General features: G+C 60.2%; 21 protein-coding genes and 2 pseudogenes. 12 read left to right on the top strand and 11 right to left on the bottom strand.

The window, feature by feature from the left end; genetic code table 11:
• Positions 1 to 99: 99 nt before the first annotated feature.
• Complete coding sequence (locus AC3IT9_RS18660) at positions 100 to 3,489, bottom strand: Ig-like domain-containing protein (RefSeq protein WP_489270671.1); 3,390 nt, start codon at positions 3,487 to 3,489, stop codon at positions 100 to 102.
• 510 nt (positions 3,490 to 3,999) lie between these two features.
• Between AC3IT9_RS18660 and AC3IT9_RS18655 the strand changes: the two genes are divergently transcribed.
• Positions 4,000 to 4,722 (top strand): GNAT family N-acetyltransferase, encoded by a 723-nt coding sequence (locus AC3IT9_RS18655; protein WP_489270670.1) that lies wholly within the window; start codon positions 4,000 to 4,002, stop codon positions 4,720 to 4,722.
• Between the two features lie 137 nt (positions 4,723 to 4,859).
• On the opposite strand, the gene AC3IT9_RS18650 is transcribed toward AC3IT9_RS18655, so the two are convergent.
• A complete protein-coding gene (locus tag AC3IT9_RS18650) occupies positions 4,860 to 5,300 on the bottom strand; it encodes a hotdog fold domain-containing protein (protein WP_150726018.1) in 441 nt (146 codons plus the stop codon).
• A gap of 164 nt (positions 5,301 to 5,464) precedes the next feature.
• On the opposite strand from AC3IT9_RS18650, the gene AC3IT9_RS18645 reads away from it, so the two are divergent.
• The gene (locus AC3IT9_RS18645) at positions 5,465 to 6,085 is read left to right on the top strand and encodes a TetR/AcrR family transcriptional regulator (RefSeq protein WP_489270669.1); all 621 of its coding nucleotides are present in this window, start codon (positions 5,465 to 5,467) and stop codon (positions 6,083 to 6,085) included.
• Between the two features lie 296 nt (positions 6,086 to 6,381).
• On the opposite strand, the gene AC3IT9_RS18640 is transcribed toward AC3IT9_RS18645, so the two are convergent.
• Entirely contained in the window at positions 6,382 to 7,512 is a 1,131-nt protein-coding gene (locus AC3IT9_RS18640; protein ID WP_489270668.1) for a DmpA family aminopeptidase, read from the bottom strand.
• 178 nt (positions 7,513 to 7,690) lie between these two features.
• A complete protein-coding gene (locus AC3IT9_RS18635) occupies positions 7,691 to 8,794 on the bottom strand; it encodes an extracellular solute-binding protein (RefSeq protein WP_150726021.1) in 1,104 nt (367 codons plus the stop codon).
• A 110-nt stretch (positions 8,795 to 8,904) separates the two neighbouring features.
• On the opposite strand from AC3IT9_RS18635, the gene AC3IT9_RS18630 reads away from it, so the two are divergent.
• Both AC3IT9_RS18630 and AC3IT9_RS18625 read left to right on the top strand, forming a co-directional pair.
• Positions 8,905 to 9,678 (top strand): helix-turn-helix transcriptional regulator, encoded by a 774-nt coding sequence (locus AC3IT9_RS18630; RefSeq protein WP_423503950.1) that lies wholly within the window; start codon positions 8,905 to 8,907, stop codon positions 9,676 to 9,678.
• A gap of 150 nt (positions 9,679 to 9,828) precedes the next feature.
• Complete coding sequence (locus tag AC3IT9_RS18625) at positions 9,829 to 12,621, top strand: RHS repeat domain-containing protein (protein ID WP_489270667.1); 2,793 nt, start codon at positions 9,829 to 9,831, stop codon at positions 12,619 to 12,621.
• Positions 12,622 to 12,656: 35 nt separating this feature from the next.
• Here the strand turns inward: AC3IT9_RS18625 and AC3IT9_RS18620 are convergent.
• The 3 genes and pseudogenes from AC3IT9_RS18620 to AC3IT9_RS18610 form a co-directional block, all read right to left on the bottom strand.
• Positions 12,657 to 12,779, bottom strand: a pseudogene (locus AC3IT9_RS18620) (class I SAM-dependent methyltransferase); the annotation flags it as partial.
• A 112-nt stretch (positions 12,780 to 12,891) separates the two neighbouring features.
• The gene (locus AC3IT9_RS18615; RefSeq protein WP_489270666.1) at positions 12,892 to 13,248 is read right to left on the bottom strand and encodes a DUF6124 family protein; all 357 of its coding nucleotides are present in this window, start codon (positions 13,246 to 13,248) and stop codon (positions 12,892 to 12,894) included.
• A gap of 527 nt (positions 13,249 to 13,775) precedes the next feature.
• Positions 13,776 to 13,865: pseudogene (locus AC3IT9_RS18610) on the bottom strand (ABC transporter permease); the annotation flags it as partial.
• Positions 13,866 to 14,035: 170 nt separating this feature from the next.
• Here AC3IT9_RS18610 and AC3IT9_RS18605 point away from each other — a divergent pair.
• Positions 14,036 to 16,861, top strand: coding sequence for an RHS repeat domain-containing protein (locus AC3IT9_RS18605; RefSeq protein ID WP_489270665.1), 2,826 nt, complete (start codon positions 14,036 to 14,038; stop codon positions 16,859 to 16,861).
• Between the two features lie 80 nt (positions 16,862 to 16,941).
• Here AC3IT9_RS18605 and AC3IT9_RS18600 read toward each other — a convergent pair whose 3' ends face one another.
• Positions 16,942 to 17,883 carry a class I SAM-dependent methyltransferase gene (locus tag AC3IT9_RS18600; RefSeq protein WP_489270663.1) on the bottom strand — a complete coding sequence of 314 codons (942 nt, stop codon included), beginning with the start codon at positions 17,881 to 17,883 and terminating at the stop codon, positions 16,942 to 16,944.
• A 294-nt stretch (positions 17,884 to 18,177) separates the two neighbouring features.
• On the opposite strand from AC3IT9_RS18600, the gene AC3IT9_RS18595 reads away from it, so the two are divergent.
• The 5 genes from AC3IT9_RS18595 to AC3IT9_RS18575 all read left to right on the top strand — a co-directional run bounded on the left by AC3IT9_RS18595 (position 18,178) and on the right by AC3IT9_RS18575 (position 21,354).
• The gene (locus AC3IT9_RS18595; RefSeq protein WP_489270662.1) at positions 18,178 to 18,795 is read left to right on the top strand and encodes a cytochrome b/b6 domain-containing protein; all 618 of its coding nucleotides are present in this window, start codon (positions 18,178 to 18,180) and stop codon (positions 18,793 to 18,795) included.
• Positions 18,792 to 19,577 (top strand): molybdopterin-dependent oxidoreductase, encoded by a 786-nt coding sequence (locus AC3IT9_RS18590; RefSeq protein ID WP_489270661.1) that lies wholly within the window; start codon positions 18,792 to 18,794, stop codon positions 19,575 to 19,577. The genes AC3IT9_RS18595 and AC3IT9_RS18590 overlap by 4 nt, the downstream gene beginning before the upstream one ends.
• Before the next feature lie 53 nt (positions 19,578 to 19,630).
• Positions 19,631 to 19,930 (top strand): pentapeptide MXKDX repeat protein, encoded by a 300-nt coding sequence (locus AC3IT9_RS18585; protein ID WP_489270660.1) that lies wholly within the window; start codon positions 19,631 to 19,633, stop codon positions 19,928 to 19,930.
• Between the two features lie 290 nt (positions 19,931 to 20,220).
• Complete coding sequence (locus tag AC3IT9_RS18580) at positions 20,221 to 20,628, top strand: response regulator (protein ID WP_489270659.1); 408 nt, start codon at positions 20,221 to 20,223, stop codon at positions 20,626 to 20,628.
• Between the two features lie 60 nt (positions 20,629 to 20,688).
• On the top strand, positions 20,689 to 21,354 hold the full coding sequence (locus AC3IT9_RS18575; RefSeq protein WP_489270657.1) for an HAD-IA family hydrolase: 666 nt from the start codon (positions 20,689 to 20,691) through the stop codon (positions 21,352 to 21,354).
• A 119-nt stretch (positions 21,355 to 21,473) separates the two neighbouring features.
• Here AC3IT9_RS18575 and AC3IT9_RS18570 read toward each other — a convergent pair whose 3' ends face one another.
• On the bottom strand, positions 21,474 to 22,133 hold the full coding sequence (locus tag AC3IT9_RS18570; RefSeq protein ID WP_489270656.1) for a methyltransferase family protein: 660 nt from the start codon (positions 22,131 to 22,133) through the stop codon (positions 21,474 to 21,476).
• A gap of 72 nt (positions 22,134 to 22,205) precedes the next feature.
• Positions 22,206 to 23,150: a GlxA family transcriptional regulator gene (locus AC3IT9_RS18565; protein WP_423503933.1), complete on the bottom strand. Its 945-nt coding sequence runs from the start codon at positions 23,148 to 23,150 to the stop codon at positions 22,206 to 22,208.
• Between the two features lie 124 nt (positions 23,151 to 23,274).
• Here AC3IT9_RS18565 and AC3IT9_RS18560 point away from each other — a divergent pair, with 124 nt between their 5' ends.
• The gene (locus AC3IT9_RS18560; RefSeq protein ID WP_150756558.1) at positions 23,275 to 24,066 is read left to right on the top strand and encodes an SDR family NAD(P)-dependent oxidoreductase; all 792 of its coding nucleotides are present in this window, start codon (positions 23,275 to 23,277) and stop codon (positions 24,064 to 24,066) included.
• A gap of 103 nt (positions 24,067 to 24,169) precedes the next feature.
• Positions 24,170 to 25,102, top strand: a complete 933-nt coding sequence (locus AC3IT9_RS18555) for a pyridoxal-phosphate dependent enzyme (protein ID WP_489270655.1) — start codon at positions 24,170 to 24,172, stop codon at positions 25,100 to 25,102.
• Positions 25,103 to 25,155: 53 nt separating this feature from the next.
• Here the strand turns inward: AC3IT9_RS18555 and AC3IT9_RS18550 are convergent, their stop codons facing one another.
• Positions 25,156 to 25,476 carry a DUF2388 domain-containing protein gene (locus tag AC3IT9_RS18550; protein ID WP_150756556.1) on the bottom strand — a complete coding sequence of 107 codons (321 nt, stop codon included), beginning with the start codon at positions 25,474 to 25,476 and terminating at the stop codon, positions 25,156 to 25,158.
• Between the last annotated feature and the right edge of the window lie 85 nt (positions 25,477 to 25,561).

Here is a 25,561-nt window from a genome sequence, read left to right as displayed (position 1 = left end):
TCCCACATTTGATCTTTGGTGAATGCAAAATCTGAGTACGCTGCACAAATGAAAAACGCCCGATCCACATTGCATGGACCGGGCGTCGATCAATCCGCTCTAGTTCGCCTTTATCGGCACCGTCACGGTTTTGCCGAAGGCCGATTTGATGGTCGCCGTCGGGCTCGGCGACGGGCCACTGCCGGCGGTCGTCACTGCTATATTCCAGCGCGCGCCTGTAGGCGTAAGCGTCAGGACGGCGGCGCCAAGGTTCACCGTACCGGTCGTGGTGGTGGCAGTCGCTGTGATGGTATTGCCCGCGCCACGGGAGGTGGTGCCGGACAGGACCCAATACCAGCGGCTGTTACTGCGGGCGGTGACGGTAGCGCTGGTAACGATCAGGCTCTCGTTGACCGCTGCCGAGACCGCTACGGACACCGTCGCCGGTGCCGACTCCGCGTCCTTGGCATCGCTGGCCCTATAGGTAAAGGTCGCGGTGAACGGCGCGGGGACCGTGGCCGGTGGTGTGTAGGTCACGCGCAGGCCATCGGTGCTGACCACGCCCTTGCCGGAGTCCGGTTGCTCCAGCCCCACCACTTTGAGTGGCACGTTACCGTCGGGGTCGCTGTCGTTGGCCAGCACGTTGATGGTCACCGGTTGGCCGGTGTTACTGATGGCGCTATCGGCGTTGGCGATCGGTTTTTGGTTATCGAGGTCCTCGACACGTTCATCGCCAGTGCGGAAAGTCGGCAGCGCGGCGGAATTGACGTAGGTGACGCCGTCCCAGCCAGGCAGGGGCGTTGGCATCAACTGGAACTGGCCGGGGTGCTCGACATCCCAGCGCAGCAGCATCGAGGTGTCCTCGTGCTGGGTGTTGTGGCAGTGCTCCATGTAGGTCCCGGCGAACTCGCGGAAGCGGATCGCTATGTCCACGTCCACCGAACTGTCGATGCCCTGGCCGATGATATAGACGTCCTTGCGCGCCCATTTTTCCCATTCCGGCGGCGCCTTGCCGTCGCGGTTGAGAACGATGCCTTCTTCGAAGTGCACGTGCACCGGGTGGCTCCAGCCGTTGCCGCCGTTCCTGATTTTCCACACTTCCAGGGTGCCGTCGCCGGAGAACCCGGCAGGGGTCGGGCCGGTGGCCAGTTGCGGAGCGGCGCTGATGATTCGAGGGTCCATCTGGAAGCCGAACCCACCGTCGGACTTGATCGTCCAGGGTTCTTCGTCGGTGCCGTCGGAGCGGCCGAAAGTGAACTCGCGATGCCGCGCCGCCTTGAGCGTGGCCTGCACCGTCGGGTCGTCACGGTTGAGGGTCAGCGCAATCATGGTTTTACCCGCCGCCTTGCCCGGTTTGGCGGGTTCGTAGTCGGCGGGGTTCATGCTCACGTCCTGGCCAGCATAAGGCTGGACCACCATCTGCATGAACTTGCCCACCGCCGGGTCGCCGGCGTCCCATTCCAGCCCTTTGCTGCCCAGTTTGAGCACCGCCTTGTACTTGCCGGACAGGACGTCGGCCAGGCTCAGCGGCAGACTTTCCGGACCCTTGCCGTCGTGGTGCTCCATCAGGTTGACGAAGTACAGCTTGTCGCCGGTGCTGATCCCGTGTTTCGAGAAGTTGACGATGATGTCGAAACGCTCGGCGATGCCCTGGCTGGGAAGGATGGCGTTGTGGTCCTGCACATCGCCGTCGGCGTCCAGGTCCATGCTGCCGTCGAACGGCACGGCGTGTTCCATGAGGTTGCCGTCGTTGGCGATCAAGTGGAACGGCACGCGGGTATAGGACAGGCCGGAGCCTGTCGGGCCGGGGAATTCGCCGCCGGTGCCAACGATTTCACGCACCAGCGCGATCCTGAAGAAACGTGACACCGAGCCATTGAGAATACGGAAGCGATAGCTGCGCGCGCGCACATTCAGGCGTGGCTGGTACTGCCAGTTGACCAGGATCTGATCGCCGAGAAAACCGTCGGTGTTGAACGGGTTAAACCATAGCTGACCAGTGGTGTCCCAGGCCTTGTCGGCCACCATCAGGTTCACATCGTAGTCGCGGTTGCCCCAGGGCAACGCCGAACCGCTGGGCAGGCGCAGGTTGACGCCGTCTTGCAGCGCTTCGTTGCCACGATCCAGGGCGCTGTAGTAGTTCATCATCGTCGCGTTGCCCTTGTAGACGTTCTGCGCGGTGAAATCGAGCATGTGGTCGTGGAACCAGTGGGTGCTCATGGTTTCGCGCCAGTCGCCACGGATCTTGATGGTGCCGTTGTTGCACGTCTTCAGGCCCGGAGTGGCATCGTTGACATACAGGGTTTCGCCCGGGGCGCAGGGGAACGCCGCGCGCGGATCCTGAGCGCTGGTGTTGATGGTGTCGTAACCGGCCAACTGGATCGGCCAGCGATAGTCGTAGTACTGCCCCGGAAAGAAAAACGCATTGGCATAGCCGTCGCTTTCGGCCGGGGAGTGGCCGTTGTGTTCGTGGGTGCTGAGGGTGTGCAGACCGAAACCCATGTTGGCCGACGGATCGATCGGCAGGGCGTTGTAGTGCCGCATCAGCACGGGTTGGCCGTACCGCACCATCAGCAGTTTTGGCGGAAAGGTGCCGTCGAAGGTCCAGAGCGCCTTGTGGTTCTGAATCGGCATGTTGGGGTGAAAGCGGGTGTCGATACCTTTGGTAGTGCCCGCAATGATCGGGTTGTCCGAGGTCTGGTTGTAGAGTCCGCCAGGCCCGAACTCACCGACGGCGTAGTTGTGCAACTGCCGGCGGTCGCGCATGCCGCCGTTGAGCTTGGCGCCCGCTTGAGCGGTCTTGAAGGCGACCTGTGGGTAAAACTCGTTCCAGCGCTGGTGCGACCAGCCTTTTCCTGGCGGACGACCTTCGGCCGGTGAGCCGACCGGATGGCGGTTGAGGAAGGCTTCGATCTGCGCTTTCCATGGGTTGCGGTCCAGCACGTTGGAAAACTGCGACGGAAACGGGTACAGCCCCGGCTGGCGCATGAAGGCTTCCAGCGCCGCGGCCGAAGGACCGCTGCGGGCGATGTTGTTCGGGTCCTGGGTGGGTGCCGGGCCGACGAGCGGAACCGGGAAGGTCAGGGGCGGTGCCGGCAGTGTCGGGTCGAGTTTTTCCGTGCCGAATTCTTCGAACAGCAGCAGTTGCTGAGTGTACGGCTGGGCCCCGAACAATGGGCTGGGCTTGCCGTTGGTGGGGATTTTGAAGGATGTCTGCAGGGCTGGCGGCAGCACGTTGTCGGTCGTTGGCGTGGTGCGGGTGCCAAACACGCCATTGGGCAGGGCGTAGGCACCCGTGTTGGCGGGTGGCATGGCCTCTATGGCATCCACCGCGGCCTTGGGGTCGGCCGGCGGGTTGGTAAACGCCGAGGGGTCCGTCGGCGGTGGCGGGCCGAAATCATCCAGCGGTACGGCGTTGACGGTACCGAGGCTGACGTTGATCAGCATCACAGCGGCGATGCCCGGTTTGTTGAAAAAGCCGAGCGATTTGAGGTCTGGCATTTTTATCATGTTGTTCCCCTCGGGGCGCGCCGGTGTGGCTGACGTTCGCCATTCGCTCAGTGCAAGAGGTGCGCCAATCGTGGGGAAAAAACGTGGGAGACGAAAAGTTGTTTGATATCAAAAGGCTGGCGGTTTGGACTTTAGTCGTAGTGGCGCTGTGGGTGGGAATCCTCAAAGTTGGGGGCTTTCACCCACCCATTCCTCCCCCACTCACACCACGGACCGGTGTGATGGTGGACGCTATCGCGAGCAGGCGAGCTCCCACAGAAGATCGAGGAGTGGGCAAAACCGCAGTCCCCTGTGGGAGCGAGCCTGCTCGCGATAGCGTCCATTTCATCCAGCACAAAGTGTGCCTGACTCACTGTTGTCAGCCTCGAAAATGCAACGCCTCCAGCAATAACGCAAACGTCGGCGATGCGCATGGCCCATCAACGGGGGATGTCTGTCCATCACTCTTCGGACCGCTGGTGCCAGGCGCGCTATGATAGGCGGCCCTCGCCCCCGGAGCCTGTCACCGCAATGCCCCTGATCAGCCATTTCAAGACCCCGTGCCCCGAGCACATCAATAGCCAGATCCTGCAGATGGTGGTCGACAACCTGACCGACATCAGCATGGTCGCGATCCCGCCCAGCAACCTGCTGTACAACCTCTATCAATACGCGATCGGCTATGAGGTGCACCTGTATCTGGAGGCGCTGAACGGTGAAAAAGGCATTGCCGTGGAGTTGATCGTCGCCACGGACGAAGACGACCCGCAAAAGGTGACTGGCTTTGTGCTGTACCTGCCGGTGCAGGACGACCCGGAGGCCTGCGGTGTGGCGTACATGGCGGTGCACGCCGAGTATCGGCGCCAGGGCGTGGCCCGGCGGATGCTGCGCGAAATGGTCGGCCGTTACCCCCATGCCGAACTGACCTGCGCGGTGGCCAAGGTGCCGTATTTCGAGGCGATGGGCTTTGAGGTGGTGGGCGTGCGTGCGACCCAGGTATTGATGAACACCCGCGACCACGCCACCGATGGCTTGATGGCGCTGCTGGATGTGGCGTCGATCTACAGCTCGCTGGAGGTGCGGCAGATTCACACCTATCTTTTGCAAAAGCATGGCAAGCGGGCCATGACCGACGCGGAAAAACAGCGCGACCGACATCTGGACCAGTTGACGCGCAAGGCCCAAGAGTTTGTGCGGGGGCGGCTCGGAGAGGATGCCGTACCCGCTGGCGGACCTCGATTGCGCCTGGTCTGACCGAACTCTCCCAATCACCACATTTCCCCTGTGGGAGCGGGCTTGCTCGCGAAGGCGCCATCACATTCAACATCAATGTTGACTGAACCACCGCTTTCGCGAGCAAGCCCGCTCCCACATTCAATTGCGGTCAGCGCTTAAGCCAGCTTCACATTCATGGTGATCCGCGCCGTGAACACCTTCTTGCCCTCGGCATCGTGAATGTCCACCGGCACGACCTTGTCGCCTTCGGTGGTCCAGTCCACCGCATTCCCCTCGGCCACCGCCGTCACATCGCTCTTGGCCTTGGCCAGGTATTCCACGGTCATGCCTTTGGGGATCCAGCGTGCGCCGGCGGGAATGGAAACGTCGGTCATCATTCCGGCGGCCAGTTCGGCGGCGTTGCACATCGCAATCGCATGCACCGTACCCAAATGATTGGTGATCTCCCGGGCAAACGGCACGTGCACGGTGGCGCTGCCTTTGCGCAAATCCTTGACCAACGGGTTGATGGTGGAGAAGTAGGGCGCCACCTGGCAGGCCATTTTGCTGAACGCTTGCGGGCCTGCGCTGCTGAACATGCTGAGGAACTGACTCATTTTGATGCCTCTTGAGGATGACAGTTTGCAGAATAATATTCTTTAACAGAATAATATTCTGTAACGGAACAGTATTCTGTCGAAGGGAAATCTGTCAACCTAGCGCCACTTGTTCGCTGGCCACCGCCAGCCCTACCGATGACTTTTCCGGACTGTCTTTGCGCATGGAAACCGCCGATCTGCTCGAACGCTGCTACCCCGGACGACGCGCCGAACTCAAGCGCGACATCTTCAGAAAGGCCCTGGGCCTGTTCAACGAACAGGGGATCGAGGCCACCACCATCGAAATGATCCGCGCCGAATGCGATACCAGTGTCGGCGCGATCTATCACCATTTCGGCAACAAGGAAGGCCTGGTGGCGGCGCTGTTTTTTACCGCCCTCGATGATCAGGCCCGCTTGCGCGACAGCTACCTGGCTGAGGCCAAAACCACTCAAGCGGGGGTGCATGCGCTGGTGCACAGTTATGTGGATTGGGTCGATAGCCAGCCGGAGTGGGCGCGGTTCCAGTATCACGCGCGGTTTGCCGTCACCAAGGGGCCGTTCAAGGACGAACTCGCCACCCGCAACAAGGCGCGCAACAGGCAGTTGCTGGAATGGCTGGGGGCACAGGGTAATGAACTGGGGAGTTTGCCGGCGGAGCTGATCCCGTCGCTGATCGTCGGCCAGGCAGACAGTTACTGCCGAGCCTGGTTGTCGGGCCGGGTCAAGGGCAGCCCGAAGGCGTACCGGGACATGCTGGCGCAGGCGGCGTGGCGGTCGCTGTGCACCGGCGAAGCACAATGACTTTCCCCCCTGTGGGAGCGAGCCTGCTCGCGAAGGCTATTTACCATTCAACATTGATGTCGACTGATAATCCGCTTTCGCGAGCAGGCTCGCTCCCACAATGAACAGTGTTGGTTTTCGGAGGTAAAAAAAGAGCCTCAAAGCTCTTGATGGGGAGGAAGTGGAGCCGTGAGGCTCAAGATGCGCGTGAAACAAGCGGTGAGCTTGATAGGGGTTCAGTGCACTCACCACCTACGCAGCGGCTTGCACAGGCAAGCGACTGCGTAAGTTCATCCTAAAAAGACCTAGTGTTTCACTCAAGTACCGCTAGTCGCATCCCCCGGCCAGTCGGCGCGGCGCAACGCCTTGAGCAAGGTCTCGGCATCCAGCCCCTGCACCCCATGCCCGTTGCCTTCGGCCGTTTCGGCGGCGAGCAGGGCATTGATGATGGCTTCTTCCACGGCTTCGGTGGCGGCCAGGAACAGCTCGCTGATGTGGTCGTTGTTGACCATGCTCAGGTTGTGGGTGGTCGGCGCTTTCTTGGTCTCGTAGGCAGCCGGTGGCACGTGATCGTTACCGGTGGCGAAGGCGATGAAGATGTCGCCGCTGTGGTCTTCATTACCGCCGCCGGTGCGGGCTAGGCCGAGGCTGGCGCGCTGGGCCAGGCGGGTGCACTGGTGTGGCAGCAACGGCGCATCGGTGGCCAGGCAGACCACGATCGACCCCATGCCCGGATGGGGTAGCGAGGCCTTGAGGAATGGCGAGTCGACCTGTTCCATGTAGCGCCCGACCGGGTAGCCATCGACGCGCAATTCATTACGAATGCCGTGGTTGGCCTGGACGATCGCCCCCACCGTCCAGCCGCCCTGGGCGCTGCTCAAGCGGCGCGAGGCGGTGCCAATACCGCCCTTGAATTCGTGGCAGATCATGCCGCTGCCACCGCCGACATTGCCTTCGGCCACCGGGCCGCCCGTCGCCGAATGCACGGCCTGGGCCACGTGTTCAGGCTTCACGTGAAAACCGTTGATGTCGTTGAGCAGACCGTCGAAGGTTTCCAGCACCACCGGCATGTTCCAGTAGAGGCGCCCGTCATCGGGTTGCTGTTCGCGGTCGAGCACGATCAGCGCGTCGCGCACCACGCCCAGGCTGTGGGTGTTGGTGAAGGCGATGGGGCTGGTCAGCAAGCCGGCTTCGCGTATCCACTCCAGCCCCGTGGCATCGCCATTGCCGTTGAGCACATGCACACCGGCAAAGCAGGGTTGCTGACTGGTGGAACCGGCGCGCGGTTCGATGACGGTGACGCCGGTGAGGATGTCGCGGCCATTGGCGGTGCGTCCTCGTACATCGCTGTGGCCAACCCGTACGCCGGGGACGTCGGTGATGGCATTGAGCGGGCCGGGTTGCAGTTGGCCGATCGGGATGTTCAGGTCACGGGCGCGTGGTTTCATGGGTTTTCTCATCGTTAATTCATTCCAGAAAATTTGCAGGCCAACTCGATCCTGTGGCGAGGGAGCTTGCTCCCGCTGGGTTGCGCAGCAGCCCCAAGATCTCAGTTAATACGTCGATTTTGTGAGTGGTGCGCACTCAAGCGGGAGCAAGCTCCCTCGCCACAGAACAGAACTGGATTCACTGACCGTTTTTGACCTTGCTCCAGATCCGCGTGCGCACGCGCTCGGTAGCGGGCGGCAGGGGCTGGAGGGTGAACAAGGTCGCCATGGCTTCGGCGGGTGGATAAACGGCCGGGTTGCTGCGGGTCGCTTCGGCCACCAGTGTGGTCGCGCTACGGTTGCCATTGGGATAGTTGAGGTGGTCACTGACCGGGGCGATGACTTCAGGGCGCATCAGGTAGTCGATGAAGGCCATCCCTTGTTCCGGGTGCGGTGCATCCTTGAGCAGCACCAGCGTGTCGAACCACACCGGCGCGCCTTCCTTGGGCAAGCTGTAGGCGATCTTCACGCCGTTGCCGGCCTGCTCGGCGGTGTTCCTGGCTTCGAGCATCGCGCCGGACCAGCCCACCGCCACGCAGATGTTGCCGTTGGACAGGTCGCTGATGAACTTCGACGAGTTGAAGTAGGCAATGTGCGGGCGCAACTTGAGCAGCAGCGCTTCGGCCTTCTTGTAGTCCTCGGGGTTGGTGCTGTTGGGCGGCAGGCCGAGGTAGTGCAGGGCGACCGGCAGCATCTCCGACGGCGAGTCGAGCATGGCTACGCCGCATTCGCTGAGCCTGGCCAGGTTCTCTTCCTTGAACACCAGGTCCCAGGAATCCACCGGTGCCTTGTCGCCCAGCGCTGCGCGGACTTTGTCGATGTTGTAGCCAATGCCGTTGGTGCCCCACAGGTAGGGCACGGCGTACTGGTTGCCCGGATCGTTGTTGGCCAGTTTCGCCAGCAGTTCGCTGTCCATGTTCTTGAAGTCCGGCATCTGCGCACGGGGCAGGGGGGCGAGGGCACCGGCCTTGATCAGCGTGGGCAAACTGAAGTTGCTGGCCACCACCACGTCGTAGCCGCTACGGCTGGTGAGCAATTTGCCCTCGAGCACTTCGGCACTGTCGAAGGTGTCGTAGACCGGCGCAATCCCGGTGTCACGCTTGAAGTCCTGCAAGGTGGTGGGGCCGATGTAGTCGTACCAGTTGTACACGTGCACCGTCGGGGCTTCGACCGCAAAAGCCGACAGCGACACCGCCAGGCAGGCGCCAAACCCCAGATTGAAATACAAGCGGTGACGACTCATGATGCGGCACTCCTGGCCTGTTGCGGCCGGTGGTAATCAGGAGTTTGCAGCGTATCGACCGGGGTGGCCTTCACCCATTCCCATCATGGGTTACTCAAAAGGGGTAGTGCGTGGACGCGTTGTTGAAAGAGTTGCCGGTGCACCAGGGGCTGGCGCGGGTCTTCACGGCGGTGGGGCGGGACAGTTTCTGGCGTGCGCTGGTGGATACCTTGCGTTTGCTGGTGCCGCTGGACAACGCTTTGGTAGCGCTGATGCGCCCGGGCCATGTGCCGCGCCTGCTGATTGACTTCGATGCCAAGAGCAGCACCGAAGAACATGAAGAACTGGCGGACTACAGCGCTGGCATGTACCTGCTCGATCCGTTCTACCAAGCCGCTTGCGCGGGCATCGCCGACGGCTTGCACAGTCTTGACTCGGTGGCCCCCGACCAGTTCCAGCACAGTGAGTACTACCTGAGTTACTTCAGCACCGTGGTCGGTGGGGACGAGTTGCAGTTCATGGTCAACGTCGATGGCGCCGTGCTCGGCCTGTCCCTGGGGCGTTCGACGCGCTTCAGTCTGGAGGAACAGGGCCGCCTGCTGTGCGTGCGTGACTGGGTGCTGGCGGCGATGCGCCGACACCTGGATTTGCTGCCGCCGGAAGGGCCGGTCGCCGAACCACCGGCGGGCGACCTGGCGACTTTGCTTGATCGCTTCGACGCACGCCTGACCCTGCGGGAAATCGAAACCGCGCGCCTGATTCTCCAGGGTTTTTCCAGCAAGGCCATCGCCCAGCAATTGGGCATCTCCCCGGAAACGGTGAAAGTGCATCGGCGCAACCTCTATCACAAGCTCAACGTGAACGGGCATGGCGAGTTGTTTGCGCTGGTGTTGCAGCCGCGTTGAATCGACAGCCCTGCATCTCATCCGCTTGAATGGAAAAAGCTTTGCCCACCATGGCGATGTCACAGGCGCAGACCTGTAACTTCTTACAGTTTCGGTCCGGCGAAAAAAGGCTCAGTCTGTCCTCAGTCAGAGCGAAGGACCGTCAATGCCGTGAACACTCACCACCACGCCGCGACACCAACGCTGTCGGTCATCGATCCACGCACCCTGACGGTTCGCAGCATCGGCTATTGCCGTCATCCCGACAGCCCGGAGATTGACCCGCGCACCACCCGGCAAAGTTTCGACGCGGCAGGGCGGTTGGTCGAGTCGTGGGATCCGCGGTTGTGGGGCACGGCGCCGAAGCCGAACCTGACCACGGTCTACGGCTTGAGTGGGCAACCGTTGTTGATGGACAGCGTCGATGCCGGTTGGCAGTTGAGTGTGCTGGACCAGGTTGGGTTACCTCTTTCGTTCTGGGATGCACGAGGCAGTCAGCGTCACACCGAGTTCGACGAACAACAGCGGCTCGTCACCGTCACGGAACAGGCCGCGGGGGAACGACCTCGTGTGGTGGAGCGCTTGAGCTACGGTGATTGCAGTCCTGCATTCGCCGAACACAACCAGTGCGGACAGATGATCCGTCATGACCATCCGGCGGGTACTCAAATCTTTCCCGTCTATGGGCTTGCCGGTGCCTTGCTGGTAGAAGATCGACGCTTCCTCGCTGACCTCGAAACACCTGATTGGCCCTTGGATATCGATGACCGCGAGGCGTGTCTGGAAGCCCAATCATTCATCACTCGCCACATCGTCAACCCCACCGGCGAGCTTCAGGAACAAACCGATGCCATCGGCAACGTTCGCACCTTTGGTTACGACGTGGCGGGCAAACCGAGTGAGGTCGGGCTGCAAATGGCCGGTGAGAGCAAGCAGCCGCAATCCTTGGTCCACGACATTCGCTACAACGCCCAGGATCAGGTCGAACGCGAAACCGCCGGCAATGGGGTGCTGACCCACGTCGAATACGCTGCCGATGACGGCCGGCTGATCCGGCTGGTAGCGGCAGTCGGAAACCAGAAGCCCTTGCAGGACCTGAACTACGTCTACGACCCGGCGGGCAACATCGTCGAGCTGCACGACGAGTCCCAAGCCGTCACCCATTTCAACAACCAGCGCATCGACCCGATCAATCGCTACCGCTACGACAGCCTGTATCAACTGGTCGAAGTCCAAGGCTGGGAGGTCAGCCAGCCGAGTCATGGCCCGGCCCTGCCGACACTGCTACCCACACCGCTGGACCCCAACCAGCGGCGCAATTACACCCAACGCTTCGAGTACGACCGGGGCGGCAACCTGATCAGCCGCCAGCACAGCGATGCACCCGGCTTCTCGATGTTCACCTCGGCACGAAGCAACCGTAGCCTCGCGCAACGCGACGACGGCTCACTGCCCGGCGAGCCCGAAGTCGCCTTGGGTTTCGATGCCGGTGGCAATCAACGGGAACTGCAACGCGGGCAAGCCATGCTCTGGGACAGCCGCAATCAATTGAGCCGCGTGACGTTGGTCAAGCGCGAAACCGAGCCTGACGACTACGAATGCTATGGCTACGATCGCCCTGGCCATCGCTTGCGCAAAACGGGATTCACCCACCGCAGCGGCCGCACCCTGCTCACGGAAGTGCGTTACCTCCCCGGTCTGGAAATTCACCGCCAGGCCGATGGCGAAGAGCATCACGTCATCAGCGTCGAAGCCGGGCGCAGCAACGTGCGGGCGCTGCACTGGCCCCAAGGTGCTCATGACGATCAATGGCGCTACAGCCTCAGCGATCACCTCGGTTCCAGCACCCTAGAACTGGATGACGAGGCGGGCATGCTGACCCAGGAACACTATTACCCCTTTGGCGGCACGGCGTGCTGGACGGGGAAAAGTGCCTTGGTGGCGCAGTACAAGACCATCCGCTACTCGGGCAAGGAGCGGGATGCGACCGGGCTTTACTACTATGGCTACCGGTATTACGCGCCGTGGTTGCAGCGCTGGATTTGTCCCGATCCTGCAGGGAGTGCAGATGGTCTCAATGTCTTTCAAATGGTTGGAAACAAACCCGTCAGCTTCTACGACTGGCAAGGCACGATAAAAGTCCCGGTGGACATTTTTATCACCGATATCGTTAACCCCTTGGCCAAAAGTATTGGAACAGGGTGGTTCGAAGAGCTGGTTTGGGATGAGCACAAAAGCACTTTCGTGAGTGTCGGACCCGTTTATGGCCGAGGACTGGAAGTAATCGAGGGGGAAAGTTCCGAGTGGACACCTGGTTCATTCGGGCACGCGGTTGCCCTGTTTCGCGACCAGGACCGTAAGCTTCGTCTTTTTGTAAATATGTACTTTCAGCATATGGGCATACAACCCGAGATGGGCCTGCCAGAGTTTGCCGGGGTGTTGAAGGTTGACGAGCAGGACTCGTCAAGATTCGTTATCACCAATTTTTCCGGGCACTACAAGCCCGTGTCATCGATCGACGTCGAGGCGATGATTCGTGAGGTCGCTCCGCAACAACAGTCAGTGAGCTATGTCCCGGCCCCTGAAAGTTCGACTTTTGATTCAGCGCTGCGCTTGAGTTTCATTGATTCCCCCGAGAAATATTCGGACCTCGTAAAGAAATTTAGGCGTGATTTCACTGGTTTGATCGGGTATCTAAAAGAGCAAGATGTTTGGGAAGCAGCCAAAGAACGTTGGGCCGATAGCGAAGGGATGAATATCATTTTTGAGATGGACGCTACAGGATTGACGGCCCAACAAATCTATAGCAAAAAATCCGAATCCAGGAAAGTTGAATCAAGTAAAACTGAACCTTTGAATAGACTTGGAGGAGCCAACAGAGCTTTGGCTACCGCGCCACCTTCACCGGCCCGTAGAGATCCCAGGAAGCCTTCGATTTTACAAAAACTGTTTGGTAAGCGGTGAGAAGGTGACGTTGATCCGTGATGCGAACAATCATGTTATCTACCCAGTTTGAACACCAATACCTTCAACCCACACTCCGCATCCGGAAACTCCGGTGGGTTCTCCAGCCGCTGCTCGAACCGCAAGTTCGGTGCCTCACGGATCACGCCATCGATCAGGTCTTCCATAGCTTGCTCAGAAGTTGAGTTCTACCAATTTCTGAGCATAAAGACGAATGTGATTAAACAGCGAGTGTGGAAACGATCAGGGCTGCCCCACACTCGAGTAATGTCAGTCCTGCTTCATCCCCAGACATTCAATGGACCGGTCAACCATCGCCTTGGCAATCTCCAGCAAATGCCAGATCGAAAACACCAAGGCCCGGTCAGCGCCCTTGAGTTGATCGCCGCACTGGTACGCCGTGACTGAAGCACAGCGCAACAGGTCGGCAACATAGAGTTGGGTGTCTTCAAAACTCACGTCTTTGCTGACGTTGTAGAAGCGCATTTCATCGGGCGCTGCGGGTTGCTTGCCGGTGAGGTGGAAATCAATGGCTCGGTAGAGCGCGGAACGATCTCTGAGCAAATCGTCGGTGACGGTTTCGTTGGCGGGATTTTCGGGAAGCGGATCGGGAACGGATCTTTCCATGTGTGTTGCTCCTATTGCTGCATGGGAGCCATCACTTATCGCCTACTAAACGATTGGGTGGCGGCTGTACGCAGGTTAGTAGGCCGGTCAATAGGAAAAACCGGTGCACCCGAAGGTGCCCCACGCACAGCCACCATATTCTGCATGCGGCAAAATTTGCCGGACATGAGCATGGAATCGCTATGCGCCTATTGTTCCGGGCTACTAAACCCGATCACTGATGAGCAGTGACGGACCGAGACTAGCCACGGAAAATGGCAGGCGCAAGCGAGCGAAATGATCTAGGAAATGTCCTGCAAAAGAAAGGGAACGGGCCTGCAAAACCGCTGATTTTCCTGTACGAAAACTTCCCTGTCAGGGGCGGTGATCACCTGTGGCGAGGGAGCTTGCTCCCGCTCGATTGCGCAGCAATCGTAAAATCTGACACCAGTATTTCACTGACACTGCGCATTGAATGGTCTGGGGCCGCTTCGCAGCCCAGCGGGAGCAAGCTCCCTCGCCACAAAAGCACGGTGATTTTCAGCTCGTCAGCGCTTGTTCAACCCCAGCGCCAACCGATCCCCACCCAACTGAATCACCGCCACCAGCAACACAACCACCGTCAACATGATCTGGCTGACAACCCACGGATATCCATTCGGCGCGATTCATTGTGGGAGCGAGCTTGCTCCGGGCGGCGTTCCGACGATGGCCATTTCGCAGGCGCAGACCTGTAACTTCTTACAGTTTCGGTCCGGCGAAAATAGGCCCAGTCTGTCCTCAGTCAAAGCGAAGGACCGTCAATGCCGTGAACGCTCACCACCACGCCGCGACACCAACGCTCTCGGTCATGGACCCGCGCACCTTGGCGGTTCGCAGCGTCGGCTATTGCCGCCATCCCGACAGCCCGCTGATTGATCCACGCATCACCCGGCAACGCTTCGACGCGGCAGGCCGTTTGGTCGAGTCGTGGGACCCGCGGTTGTGGGGCACGGCGCCGAAGCCGAACCTGACCACGGTCTACGGCTTGAGTGGGCAACCGTTGTTGATGGACAGCGTCGATGCCGGGTGGCAGTTGAGTGTGCTGGATCAGGCGGGTTCGCGCTGTTCATTCTGGGATGCACGAGGCAGTCAGCGTCACACCGAGTTCGACGAACAACAGCGACCGATCACCGTCACGGAACAGGGCGCGGGGGAACGACCTCGTGTGGTGGAGCGCTTGAGCTACGGTGATTGCAGTCCTGCATTCGCCGAACACAACCAGTGCGGACAGATGATCCGTCATGACGATCCGGCGGGTACTCAAATCTTTCCCGTCTATGGGCTTGCCGGTGCCGTGCTGGTAGAAGATCGACGCTTCCTCGCCGACCTCGAAACACCTGATTGGCCCTTGGATATCGATGACCGCGAGGCGTGTCTGGAAGCCCAATCATTCATCACTCGCCACATCTTCAACCCCACCGGCGAGCTTCAGGAACAAACCGATGCCATGGGCAACGTTCGCACCTTTGGTTACGACGTGGCGGGCAAGTTGAGTGAGGTCTGGCTGCAAATGGCCGGCGAAGGGAGCACGCCGCAATGCCTGGTCAGGAACATCCGCTACAACGCCCAGGATCAGGTCGAACGCGAAACCGCTGGCAATGGGGTGCTGACCCACGTCGAATACGCTGCCGATGACGGCCGGCTGATCCGGCTGGTAGCGGCAGTCGGGAGTCAGTCTCCCTTGCAGGACCTGAACTACGTCTACGACCCGGTGGGCAATATCGTCGAGCTGCACGATCAGTCTCAAGCCGTCACCCATTTCAACAACCAGCGCATCGAGCCGATCAATCGCTACCGCTACGACAGCCTGTATCAACTGGTCGAAGCCCAGGGCTGGGAGGTCAGCCAGCCGAGTCATGGCCCGGCCCTGCCGACACTGCTGCCCACGCCGCTGGACCCCAGCCAGCGGCGCAATTACATCCAACGCTTCGAGTACGACCGGGGTGGGAATTTGATCACCCGCCAGCACAGCGATGCGCCCGGGTTTTCGATGTTCACCTCGACACGAAGCAACCGTAGCCTCGCGCAACGCGACGACGGCTCGCTGCCGGGTGAGCCCGATATCGCCTCGGGTTTCGATACCGGTGGCAATCAACAGGAACTGCAGCGCGGGCAAGCCATGCTCTGGGACAGCCGCAATCAATTGAGCCGCGTGACGTTGGTCAACCGCGAAACCGAGCCTGACGACTACGAATGCTACCGCTACGACCGCCCCGGCCACCGCTTGCGCAAAGCGGGATTCGCCCACAGCAGCGGCCGCACCCTGCGCAGCGAAGTCCGTTACCTCCCGGGGCTGGAAATCCACCGCCAGGCCGATGGCGAAGAGCATCACGTCATCAGCCTCGAAGCCGGGCGCAGCACCGTGCGGGCGCTGCACTGGCCCCAAGGTGCTCATGACGATCAATGGCGCTACAGCCTCAGCGATCACCTCGGCTCCAGCACCCTGGAACTGGATGACGAAGCCGGTGTGTTGACCCAAGAACACTATTACCCCTCTGGCGGCACGGCGTGCTGGGCGGGGAAAAGTGCGCTGGTGGCGCAGTACAAAACCATCCGCTACTCGGGTAAAGAGCGAGATGCGACCGGGCTGTATTACTACGGGTATCGGTATTACGCACCGTGGTTGCAGCGCTGGATTTGTCCGGATCCAGCGGGTCCCGTAAATGGGCTAAATATTTTTTGTTTCGTTTCAAACAAGGGTGTCAGTGTTAGCGATGTAGATGGAAGATATTATCCTGGTGAAAACGATCAGATTGAACGCGAAATTATTCCGAGTGGTTCTGTAATTGTCGCGCGTGGCCTTCATCAGTTTTCATCAGCACAATCGACCTACATTAGGTCAGAGATTCTCGAGGCGATGAATTTTTTTTCGGGTGCGCAAAATTCGGTGCACTTAGGCTATATGGAAAATACAAATATTTTGCAAAGCTACTTCAGTCCAGGATACAGCTCAGTAATGAGTAAGGTCTTGGACTCTATGAGGCGAGGAGAAGGGCTGGCCAGGGAATACCACGGTCCGCGTGGTCGTGGAAAGTTTCTTGGTTTTAGTGGGAGCAGTGAAAATACTAATGCCATGGTTCATGCGGGGGACTTTTATGGTCGAATCGCTATAAATTTAAATCCTGTTGGGGGCATTTCACTTGGAGCGGTATTAGGTCATGAGCTTTTGCATTTAAATAGAGCGAGTGGGATGGTAACTGTTGGGCCGAACGCCGTAGATCATTTTTATTTGAATCATCATGCGCAATGGGCGCTGAATAGCCCGGTCCAACAGTATGAAGTTCCGCAGCAGGGTATATCCGAAGTTATCATGAATGGAGGGTTGACTATGCAGTACCTCAAGGCGTTTACGAGTGATCATCGAGACTTTATTTTCGCGGTTGGAGAATATGTGTCAAAAATGCATCCTGGTATTGAGTTTAAAGGAAATTTAGAAGATGCAGTCTCGTTTTTTAATGTTTCTCCGAATCTTAGAGCGAGAATGGCATCCGAAAATTCGGACAGCATTACATTTGCTGCAATAAGCTTGCACCGGTTAAATCAGACCAGAGTTGCAGATAGCCAACTCCTCTATGGCTTGCTAAGAAGTTGAGTCTATCCAACTGCGGAGGTGCCGTGTGGAGCGGGTTGGCGCTGAGCGGGTGGCGCATATCTATAAAGCGACATCCCTCGTTATCTCTCCAACTGGAACACAAGCGCCTTCAACCCACACTCCACATCAGCATCCGGAAACTCCGGCGGATTCTCCAGCCGCTGCACAAACTTCAGGCTCGGCGCCTCACGAGTTACGCCATCAATCAGGAAATCGGCACCAAACGCCGGGTCGTTCATGCAGGCCAACACCGTACCTTCAGGGCCGAGCAATTCCGGCAACCGGCGCAGCACACGCTGGTAGTCCTTGGTCAGCAAAAAGCTGCCTTTCTGGAACGACGGCGGATCGATGATCACCAGGTCGTAAGGCCCCTTGCCGATCACTTTGCCCCAGGACTTGAACAGGTCGTGGCCGAGAAAGGTCACGTTGCTCAGGTCGTGGCCGTTGAGCCGGTGGTTGTCGCGGCCACGGCTCAGGGCGGGGCTGGACATGTCGAGGTTGACCACATGCGTCGCGCCGCCTTCGATGGCCGCCACCGAGAAACCACAGGTGTAGGCGAACAGGTTCAGCACCCGTTTGCCCCCGGCATTGGCGCGGACCCAATCGCGGCCGTAGCGCATGTCGAGGAACAGCCCTGTGTTTTGCTTGCGGCCCAGGTCCACTCGATACTTCAACCCGCCTTCGGTAATGGTCATTTCCTCTATGACTTCGCCCAGCAGCCACTCGGTGGTGCTTTGCAGCAGGTAGCGATGTTGCAACAGCAGCGTGTGGGCACCGGATTTTGCCCACTGCTCAGACTGGGTGATCGCCATCAGCACCTGCTTCAGGTCTTCCATCTGCGCCGCTTCCGGCTCCTTGAACAGCGCTACCAGCACCACGCCCTGCAACCAGTCCACGGTCACTTGCTCCAGCCCCGGCCAGCAGCGGCCACGGCCGTGGAACAGGCGGCGGGTTTCGGCGGGGGCGGCCGCCAGGGCGGTCAGCAGGTGCTGGTTGAGGGTGGCGAGGGCTTCAGGGTTCATCGGGTCGGGTCGGTCATTTGTGGGGGGCGGCATTTAAACATAACTGAGTCTTTGCCGGGCCACACAAAACACTGTGGGAGCGAGCTTGCTCGCGATAGCGGTGGGTCATTCAGCAGTTGTATCGCCTGACACTACGCCATCGCGAGCAAGCTCGCTCCCACAGGTTCTCCCACAGGTTCTTTGGTCAGCAGTTACCAGGCAGTTATCACGTTTAATTTAACTTTACGTGAGGATTTGGCGATCTTCCGGCTCCCATACTCGGCTCCAACGAACAACAACAACCGGGAGCCGGACATGTCGCAGAACACTGCTTCACCCAGGTCCACACATCCATGCTGGCTACGCCTGACCCATTGGCTCAACGCCCTGGCAGTGCTGGTGATGGTCACCAGCGGCTGGCGCATCTACAACGCCTCGCCGATCTACGATTTCAGTTTTCCCAATTCGATCACCCTCGGCGGCTGGCTGGCAGGCGCGCTGCAATGGCATTTCGCGGCGATGTGGTTCCTGGCGATCAACGGCCTGATCTACCTGGCCTTCAACCTGTTCAGCGGACGCCTGAAGCGGCGTTTCTTCCCGGTTTCGCCCAAAGGTGTGCTGCATGACCTGTGGGCCGCCTTGCGCGGAAAACTCGGGCACGCCGATCTCAGTCATTACAACCAGGTGCAGCGTTTTGCATACCTGTTCGTGATGGTCGACATCCTCCTGCTGGTGCTCTCCGGGCTGGTGTTGTGGAAGTCGGTGCAGTTTCCACTGCTGCGTGAATTGCTGTTCGGTTACGAGGGCGCACGCCGCGTGCATTTCTTCGCGATGGCATTGCTGGTGGCCTTTGTGGCGGTACATCTGCTGATGGTGGCGCTGGTGCCGAAAACGCTGTTGGCCATGATTGTCGGCCGCAAGGAGCAGGTATGAAAAAGCGCATTCAGGTACCCGGGTTGGACGAGGCGTCGATCCTCACCGACGCCCGCAAGATCCTCGCGCCACAGATCGAAGACCGCTCGCGCCGCTCGTTCCTGTTGCGTGGCCTGACCCTCGGTGGCGTGGCGATGTTGTCCGGTTGCAGTGTCACCGACAACGAAAGCGTCGAGACTGCGCTGTCGTCCATGTCGCGCTTCAATGACCGGGTGCAAGGCTGGCTGTTCGACCCCAACGCGATGGCGCCGACCTATCCCGAATCGATGATCACCCGGCCGTTTCCCTTCAATGCCTTCTACGGCATCGACGAAGCACCGACGGTGGAGGAGGAGGGCTATCGCCTGGAAGTCACCGGCCTGGTCGCCGACAAGCGCAGCTGGCGCCTCGAAGAGCTGCGCGCCATGGCCCAGACCGAGCAGGTCACCCGGCACATTTGCGTCGAAGGCTGGAGCGCGATCGGGCGTTGGGGCGGCGTGCGCTTCAGCGATTTCCTCAAGCGCATCGGCGCCGATACCGACGCCAAATACGTCGGTTTCAAGTGCGCCGACGACTACTACACCAGCATCGACATGGCCACCGCGCTGCATGCGCAGACCCTGCTGACGCTGACTTATGACGGCGCGGTGCTGCCGCGCGAATACGGCTTCCCGATGAAGCTGCGCATGCCCACCAAGCTTGGCTACAAGAATCCCAAACACATTCAGGCGATTTTCGTCAGCAACACCTACAGCGGCGGCTACTGGGAAGACCAGGGCTACAACTGGTTCGGTGGCAGCTGATGGGGGCCTGGCCGTTTCACACCTCCACAACCCACGCTCCAAGGAGTTTCATCATGAAAAAGTTGACCACTGTTGTTCTGTCCATGTGCCTGGCCGTTGGTGCTGCCTCTGTGTTCGCCGCTACTGCTGTTGACAACGGCAGCATGAGCAATGACAGCATGAGCAATGACAGCATGAGCAAGGATTCGATGTCCAAGGATGCCATGTCCAAGGATGCGATGAAGAAAACCGATTCGATGTCCAAGGACGCCATGTCCAAAGACAGCATGTCCAAGGATGCAATGTCCAAGGACGCGATGAAAAAAGACGCGATGTCCAAGGATGCGATGAAAAAAAGCGAAATGTCGCAGTAAGTCCAACCACCGCGGTCCATGTGGGAGCGAGCCTGCTCGCGAAGACGTAGTGTCAGTCGCTATCGATGTTGGCTGAATTACCGCATTCGCGAGCAGGCTCGCTCCCACAGGTTTTTTCCGCAGGGCTTTAGGGACAGCGTGCCGCCTGATGGGCAAAATTGATCAGCATGCTTGATACCCGTCACCTGGTTGCATCAAAAATGAATTTCCGCCGAGTCCGCTGCTCATACCTTTTAGGTAGCGGATCAGAGCCCGCGAAATCATTGAGGCAATCAGGGAGCGGCACGGTCATGAGTCGAGTACCGACGGCGGGAGGGGATCTTCCTGGCGGGTTGATTCTGGTGGTTGAGGATGACCCGCTGATCCTGGAGTTTCTCTGTGAGATTCTTCAGGAGGAGGGTTTTGTCGTCGAGCCGCACATCAGTGCGGACGCAGCAGCGATCTATCTGGAACAGCATGCACCAGAGGTGGGCATGTTGCTGACAGACATCACCATGCCCGGCACGCTCAATGGCGCGGACCTGGCCAACCAGTTCGGCGATCGCTGGCCGGACAAGCCGATCATGATCATGTCCGGTTTCGAAACCCCTGAAAGCGCAGGTGTGCGGCACCCGGTCTCGTTCATCAAGAAACCCTGGATGATTGGCGGGCTGCTCGATTGCGTGGGCCAGACCTTTAAATCCAAACGACTCAACTGAGCTGCGCGCAGATGCTACATTGCCGGGCAAATCCGTCTGGCACCTGCGAGGTTCTTTTCCTTGTCCGATCACTCTGTATTCAACTCGACTTACCGTGCCTTTCTGTTCGACATGGACGGCACTGTCCTGACGTCCATTGCCGCCGCCGAGCGGGTCTGGACCACCTGGGCCGTGCGCCATGGTGTCGATGTCGACAGCTTCCTGCCGACCATCCACGGTGCCCGCGCCATCGACACCATCAGGCGCCTGGGCTTGCCCGGGGTGGACGCCGAAGCTGAAGCCGCGTGGATTACCGAAGCGGAAATCGTCGACGTCGACGGGGTATTGGAAGTGGCTGGCGCGGCGAAATTCTTGCGGTCCTTGCCGGCCGGCCAATGGGCCATCGTCACTTCCGCCCCGCGGGAACTGGCGTTGCGGCGGATGGCGGCGGCGGGGATTGCCGAGCCTGCCGTCATGATCACCGCCGAGGATGTGACTGCCGGCAAACCGGACCCCGCGGGTTACCGCCTCGCAGCCCGGCGCCTGGGTGTCGAGCCTGGGCAGTGCCTGGTTTTTGAAGATGCCACGGTGGGAATTCTGGCGGCCGAGGCGGCGGGGGCGGACTTGATGATTGTCACGGCGACTCATGAGCAGCCTGTAGAGACGCCGCATGCGACGTTGGCCGACTATGAGCTTATGGGTGTTCGCGTGCACGCCGATGGGCTCCTTGGCCTGCACAAAATCTAATGTGGGAAGAGCCGGGCGACGTTCGTCTGCTCGCGAAGACGTCGTGTCAGTGGCTATTAATGTTGGCTGACACACCGCTTTCGCGAGCAGGCTCGCTCCCACAGGGGATAGGGTTGTATTCAGTAAAGTCCTGGGATCAGCCGCCAACTGCGGGCGCAATAGGCCTCGTATTCGCTGCCGAACTGCGCCCTCAGCAAGGCCTCTTCCGCGTGAATGCGCGCGATCAGCGGGATCAGCGTCAGCGCCACCAGTATCAGCCCGACACCCGAACGAAAGGCCAGTGCCCAGCCCATGCCGATGACCATCATCCCCAGATAACTGGGGTTGCGCAGGTTGCGGTAAATGCCCTCGGTGACCAGTCGATGCCCCGGCTGAATGGCCACCAGCCCGCTGAAGCGCTTGCCCAGCACAAACACCGGCCACAACCGCAGCGCGCCGCCGCCGATGAACAACAGTGCGCCGAGCCAGCGCACGCCCTCACCGCCAAAAGTCCAGAAATCGATGCGGTCGGTATAGGCCGGCAGAAAGCCGCTCAGTAAGCCGATCACGCCGAAAGCCGGAATGACCCAGCGATTGGCCCGGTCTTCGCGTTCCCCCGAACTCAGGTTGACTTCGGTGAACAGTGATACGACGGCCATGATCAGGGTGGCCAGGGCAATGACGACCAGTGCACCGTGGCTGAAGTAAGCCGCGAAACCACCCAGTCCCCAGATCGCCAGGGCGAGGTAGGCGAGGGTGCTGACGACGGCGAAAAACGCCAGTTTGGCCGAGATTTTCATGGTGCCTCCAAAAGTAACCTCCGTCAGGTTCAGTGTAGATTCCGATGGTTCCCAAGCCGGGCGAGGGCGCGATCAAGGCACCTCTGCTCGAGCATTGCGCCGAATCACCTGTGGCGGTTGCCCGAACACCCGCAGGAAGGTTTCGCGCATGCGTCGGCGGTCGGTGAACCCGGTTTCCAGGGCGATCTGGTCGAGGGTCAGGCGTCCGCGTTCGAGCATCTGTCGCGCCGCTTCCAGGCGCAGGTTTTCGATGGCCTTGGCCGGTGATTGACCGGTTTCGGCGCGAAACGCCCGGCTGAATTGCCGGGGGCTGAGGTTGGCCACTTGTGCCAGTTGCTCCACCGAAAGGGGCTGGGCCAGGTGTTCCCGGGCGTAGCCAAGCACGGTTTGAATCCGATCGGATTTCGGATCCAGCTCCAGCAGCGCCGAGTGCTGCGACTGGCCGCCCGCGCGGCGGTGGTACATCACCAGTTTTTGCGCCACGGCCCGGGCCAACTCGGCGCCGTGGTCCTTTTCCACCATGGCCAGTGCCAGGTCGATACCCGCCGTCATGCCGGCGGAGGTCCAGATCGAACCGTCGATCACATAGATGCGATCGACCTCGACCTTGATCGCCGGAAACCGCGCCTGCAGTTCCCGGGCGTAGGCCCAGTGGGTGGTGGCCCGCCGTCCGTCGAGCAAACCGGCCTGGGCCATGACGAACGCCCCGGAGCAGATCGACGCCGTACGGCGTGCAGTGTTGATGCTGGCCCGCAGGTAATCCAGCACGGCCTCGGGCGCCTGTTCGACGATGGAGTCGCCGCCGACCACGATCACCGTGTCGAACACGCGCCCGTCGAATGCCTCGGTGCCGACGCTCAAGCCGCCGGATGCCCGCAGGTTGTGACCGTTTTCCGACAGCACGCGCACGTCATACAGCGCCTCTGCCGCACTGAAATTGGCGTATTCGAATACCGGCATGGCGGCCAGCGCCATGGACTGGAAACCCTCGAAAACCACGAACGCGACGCTGATCATGGACCTGTCCTCAAACGGTTATGTCCGAAAAACGTACTTTAAACGTCATTTGAGACATTCGTAAGTCCCTTTATAACGGTCAGCACCCGGCGAATCTCTCGCCTCACCGTAGAGGAATTGCACCATGGCGCTTTCATCCAAAGGCACTGCACTGATCACCGGCGCTTCTTCGGGCATTGGCGCGGTGTATGCCGACCGCCTGGCCCGGCAGGGTTACGACCTGATTCTGGTGGCCCGCAGCCAGGGCAAGCTCAATGCCCTGGCCAGTCATTTGAGCGACGAAACCGGGCGCACCGTGGAGGTGGTGGCCGCCGATCTGACGAACAAGGCGGATTCGCTGCGGGTCGAACAGATCCTGCGCAGCGACGCCAGCATCACCCTGTTGGTCAACAACGCCGGGGTCGGTGGCGTCATGCCGCTGCTGGCAAGTCCCGTGGACGACATGGAAGCGATGATCGACCTCAACGTGACGGCGTTGATGCGCCTGGCCTATGCCGTCGTACCGGGCTTTGTCGCCCGGGGCACCGGCACCGTGATCAACATCGCGTCCATCGTCGCCATCGCCCCGGAAATCCTCAACGGCGTGTACGGCGGGACCAAGGCGTTCGTCTTGAGCCTGAGCCAGTCGATGCAGCATGAACTGGCGGACAAGGGCATACGCATCCAGGCGGTGTTGCCGGGGGCGACCGCCACCGATTTCTGGAGCGAGGCCGGCAACCCGGTGGAAAACCTGCCGAAGGAAATCGTGATGTCCGCCGAAGACATGGTCGATGCCGCGCTCGCTGGCCTGGCGGCCGGCGAAGTGGTGACCATTCCGGGGCTGCACGATGGCAGCCAGTGGGACCGTTACGAAGCCCAGCGCAAGACGCTGTCCGGGTTGTTTGGCAATTGCGTGGCGGCGCCGCGTTATCGCTGAGAGGTCACCCCGAGGCCGGGTGAACTAAACTTGCATGAGAGGACCGTTCACCGCTGGCTCGTTGACGCGTTCGACGAGCCTGTGGCGTGAAACAGGAGCCTATATGCTTCACATCCGCACGCCTTTGATCCTGCACCCTGGCCTCTCGACCCCAACCCGCCGTATCTGGCTGAAACTGGAAAACCTGCAACCCAGCGGCTCGTTCAAGTTACGCGGCATGGGGTTGCTGTGCAGCCGGGCGGCGGAGCAGGGCAAGCGCGAAGTGGTCTGTCCCTCCGCCGGGAACGCGGGGCTGGCCACGGCCATGGCCGCTGCCCGCCTGGGGCTCAAGGCATGCATCGTGGTGCCGCATACGACCCCGCAAAGCACCCGGGCGCGGATCAGCAAGACCGGCGCCGAAGTGATCGTGCACGGCAAGGTCTGGGACGAAGCCAATCAACGGGCAATGGAACTCGCCCAGGACCCACACAGCGAATTCGTGCCGGCCTTCGACCACCCGCTGTTGTGGGAAGGGCACAGCACAATGGTCGATGAAATCCTTGAAGACTGCCCGCAAGTCGATGCGCTGGTGACCTCGGTTGGCGGCGGTGGCTTGCTGGCAGGGTTGCTCACCGGGCTGATCCGTCATCGGCGCACTGATTGCCGCATCATTGCCTGCGAAACCGAAGGCGCGGCGTCGTTCGCCGCGGCGGTGGCGGTCGGGCATCCGGTCAAACTGGCGAAAATCGACACGGTCGCCACGTCCCTGGGCGCCGCACAAGTGGCCGCCTGGCCGGTCAGGCACATCGGCGATTTTCCCCATGAGTGTGTGGTGCTCCGTGATGATGAGGCGATCATGGGCGTGGTGCGTTACGCCAATGATTTACGGCAGTTGGTCGAGCCGGCGTGCGGCGTTTCATTGGCGCTTGCCTACCTGGATCACCCGGCGATTGCCGACGTCCATGACGTGGTGATCGTGGTATGCGGTGGGGTGAGTATCAACGCGCAACTCGTGGCCGGGTGGGCACGCTTGTCCACTGGCGCGCACGCCAGGTAGGGCTGGAAACGCTATCCCGGTGTCACAAGCCCCACCGCTGGCGATGACGATCTTCAGTGATCGGTGGCAACGCCTTCCTGGACGAGAATGGCGCGGGCCAGGTCTTCGTCGCTTGCGTTGTTGAGGGCGGGATTGTCCTGACGGACTTTTTTCAATACCGCCTCCAGGTAAGCACCACGAATCGCACCGTCACTGGCAACGAAGCTGGAGGCGTCATCCCGAGCGGGAATCATGAGTTTGTCGTCTTTGAACGTCGAGTACAGCGAGGCGGAAACCCCGGCGGAAGTGGCGACGTCACCCGCATCCACATCGGCCAGAGCCGAGCCGAAAGGTAAACAAAGTACCAGGGAAGAAATGATAAACATCCGGCGCATGACGGTGTCCTCCGACAGCATGAAGCATAAGGTAAGTACCACATAGTTTAGGATGCGCGGCGATCACCAAGAGTTCCGTGGAGCG

Source organism: Pseudomonas sp. KH_046_1 (genome assembly GCF_057839025.1).
This window is presented reverse-complemented; position numbering and strand designations above follow the sequence as displayed.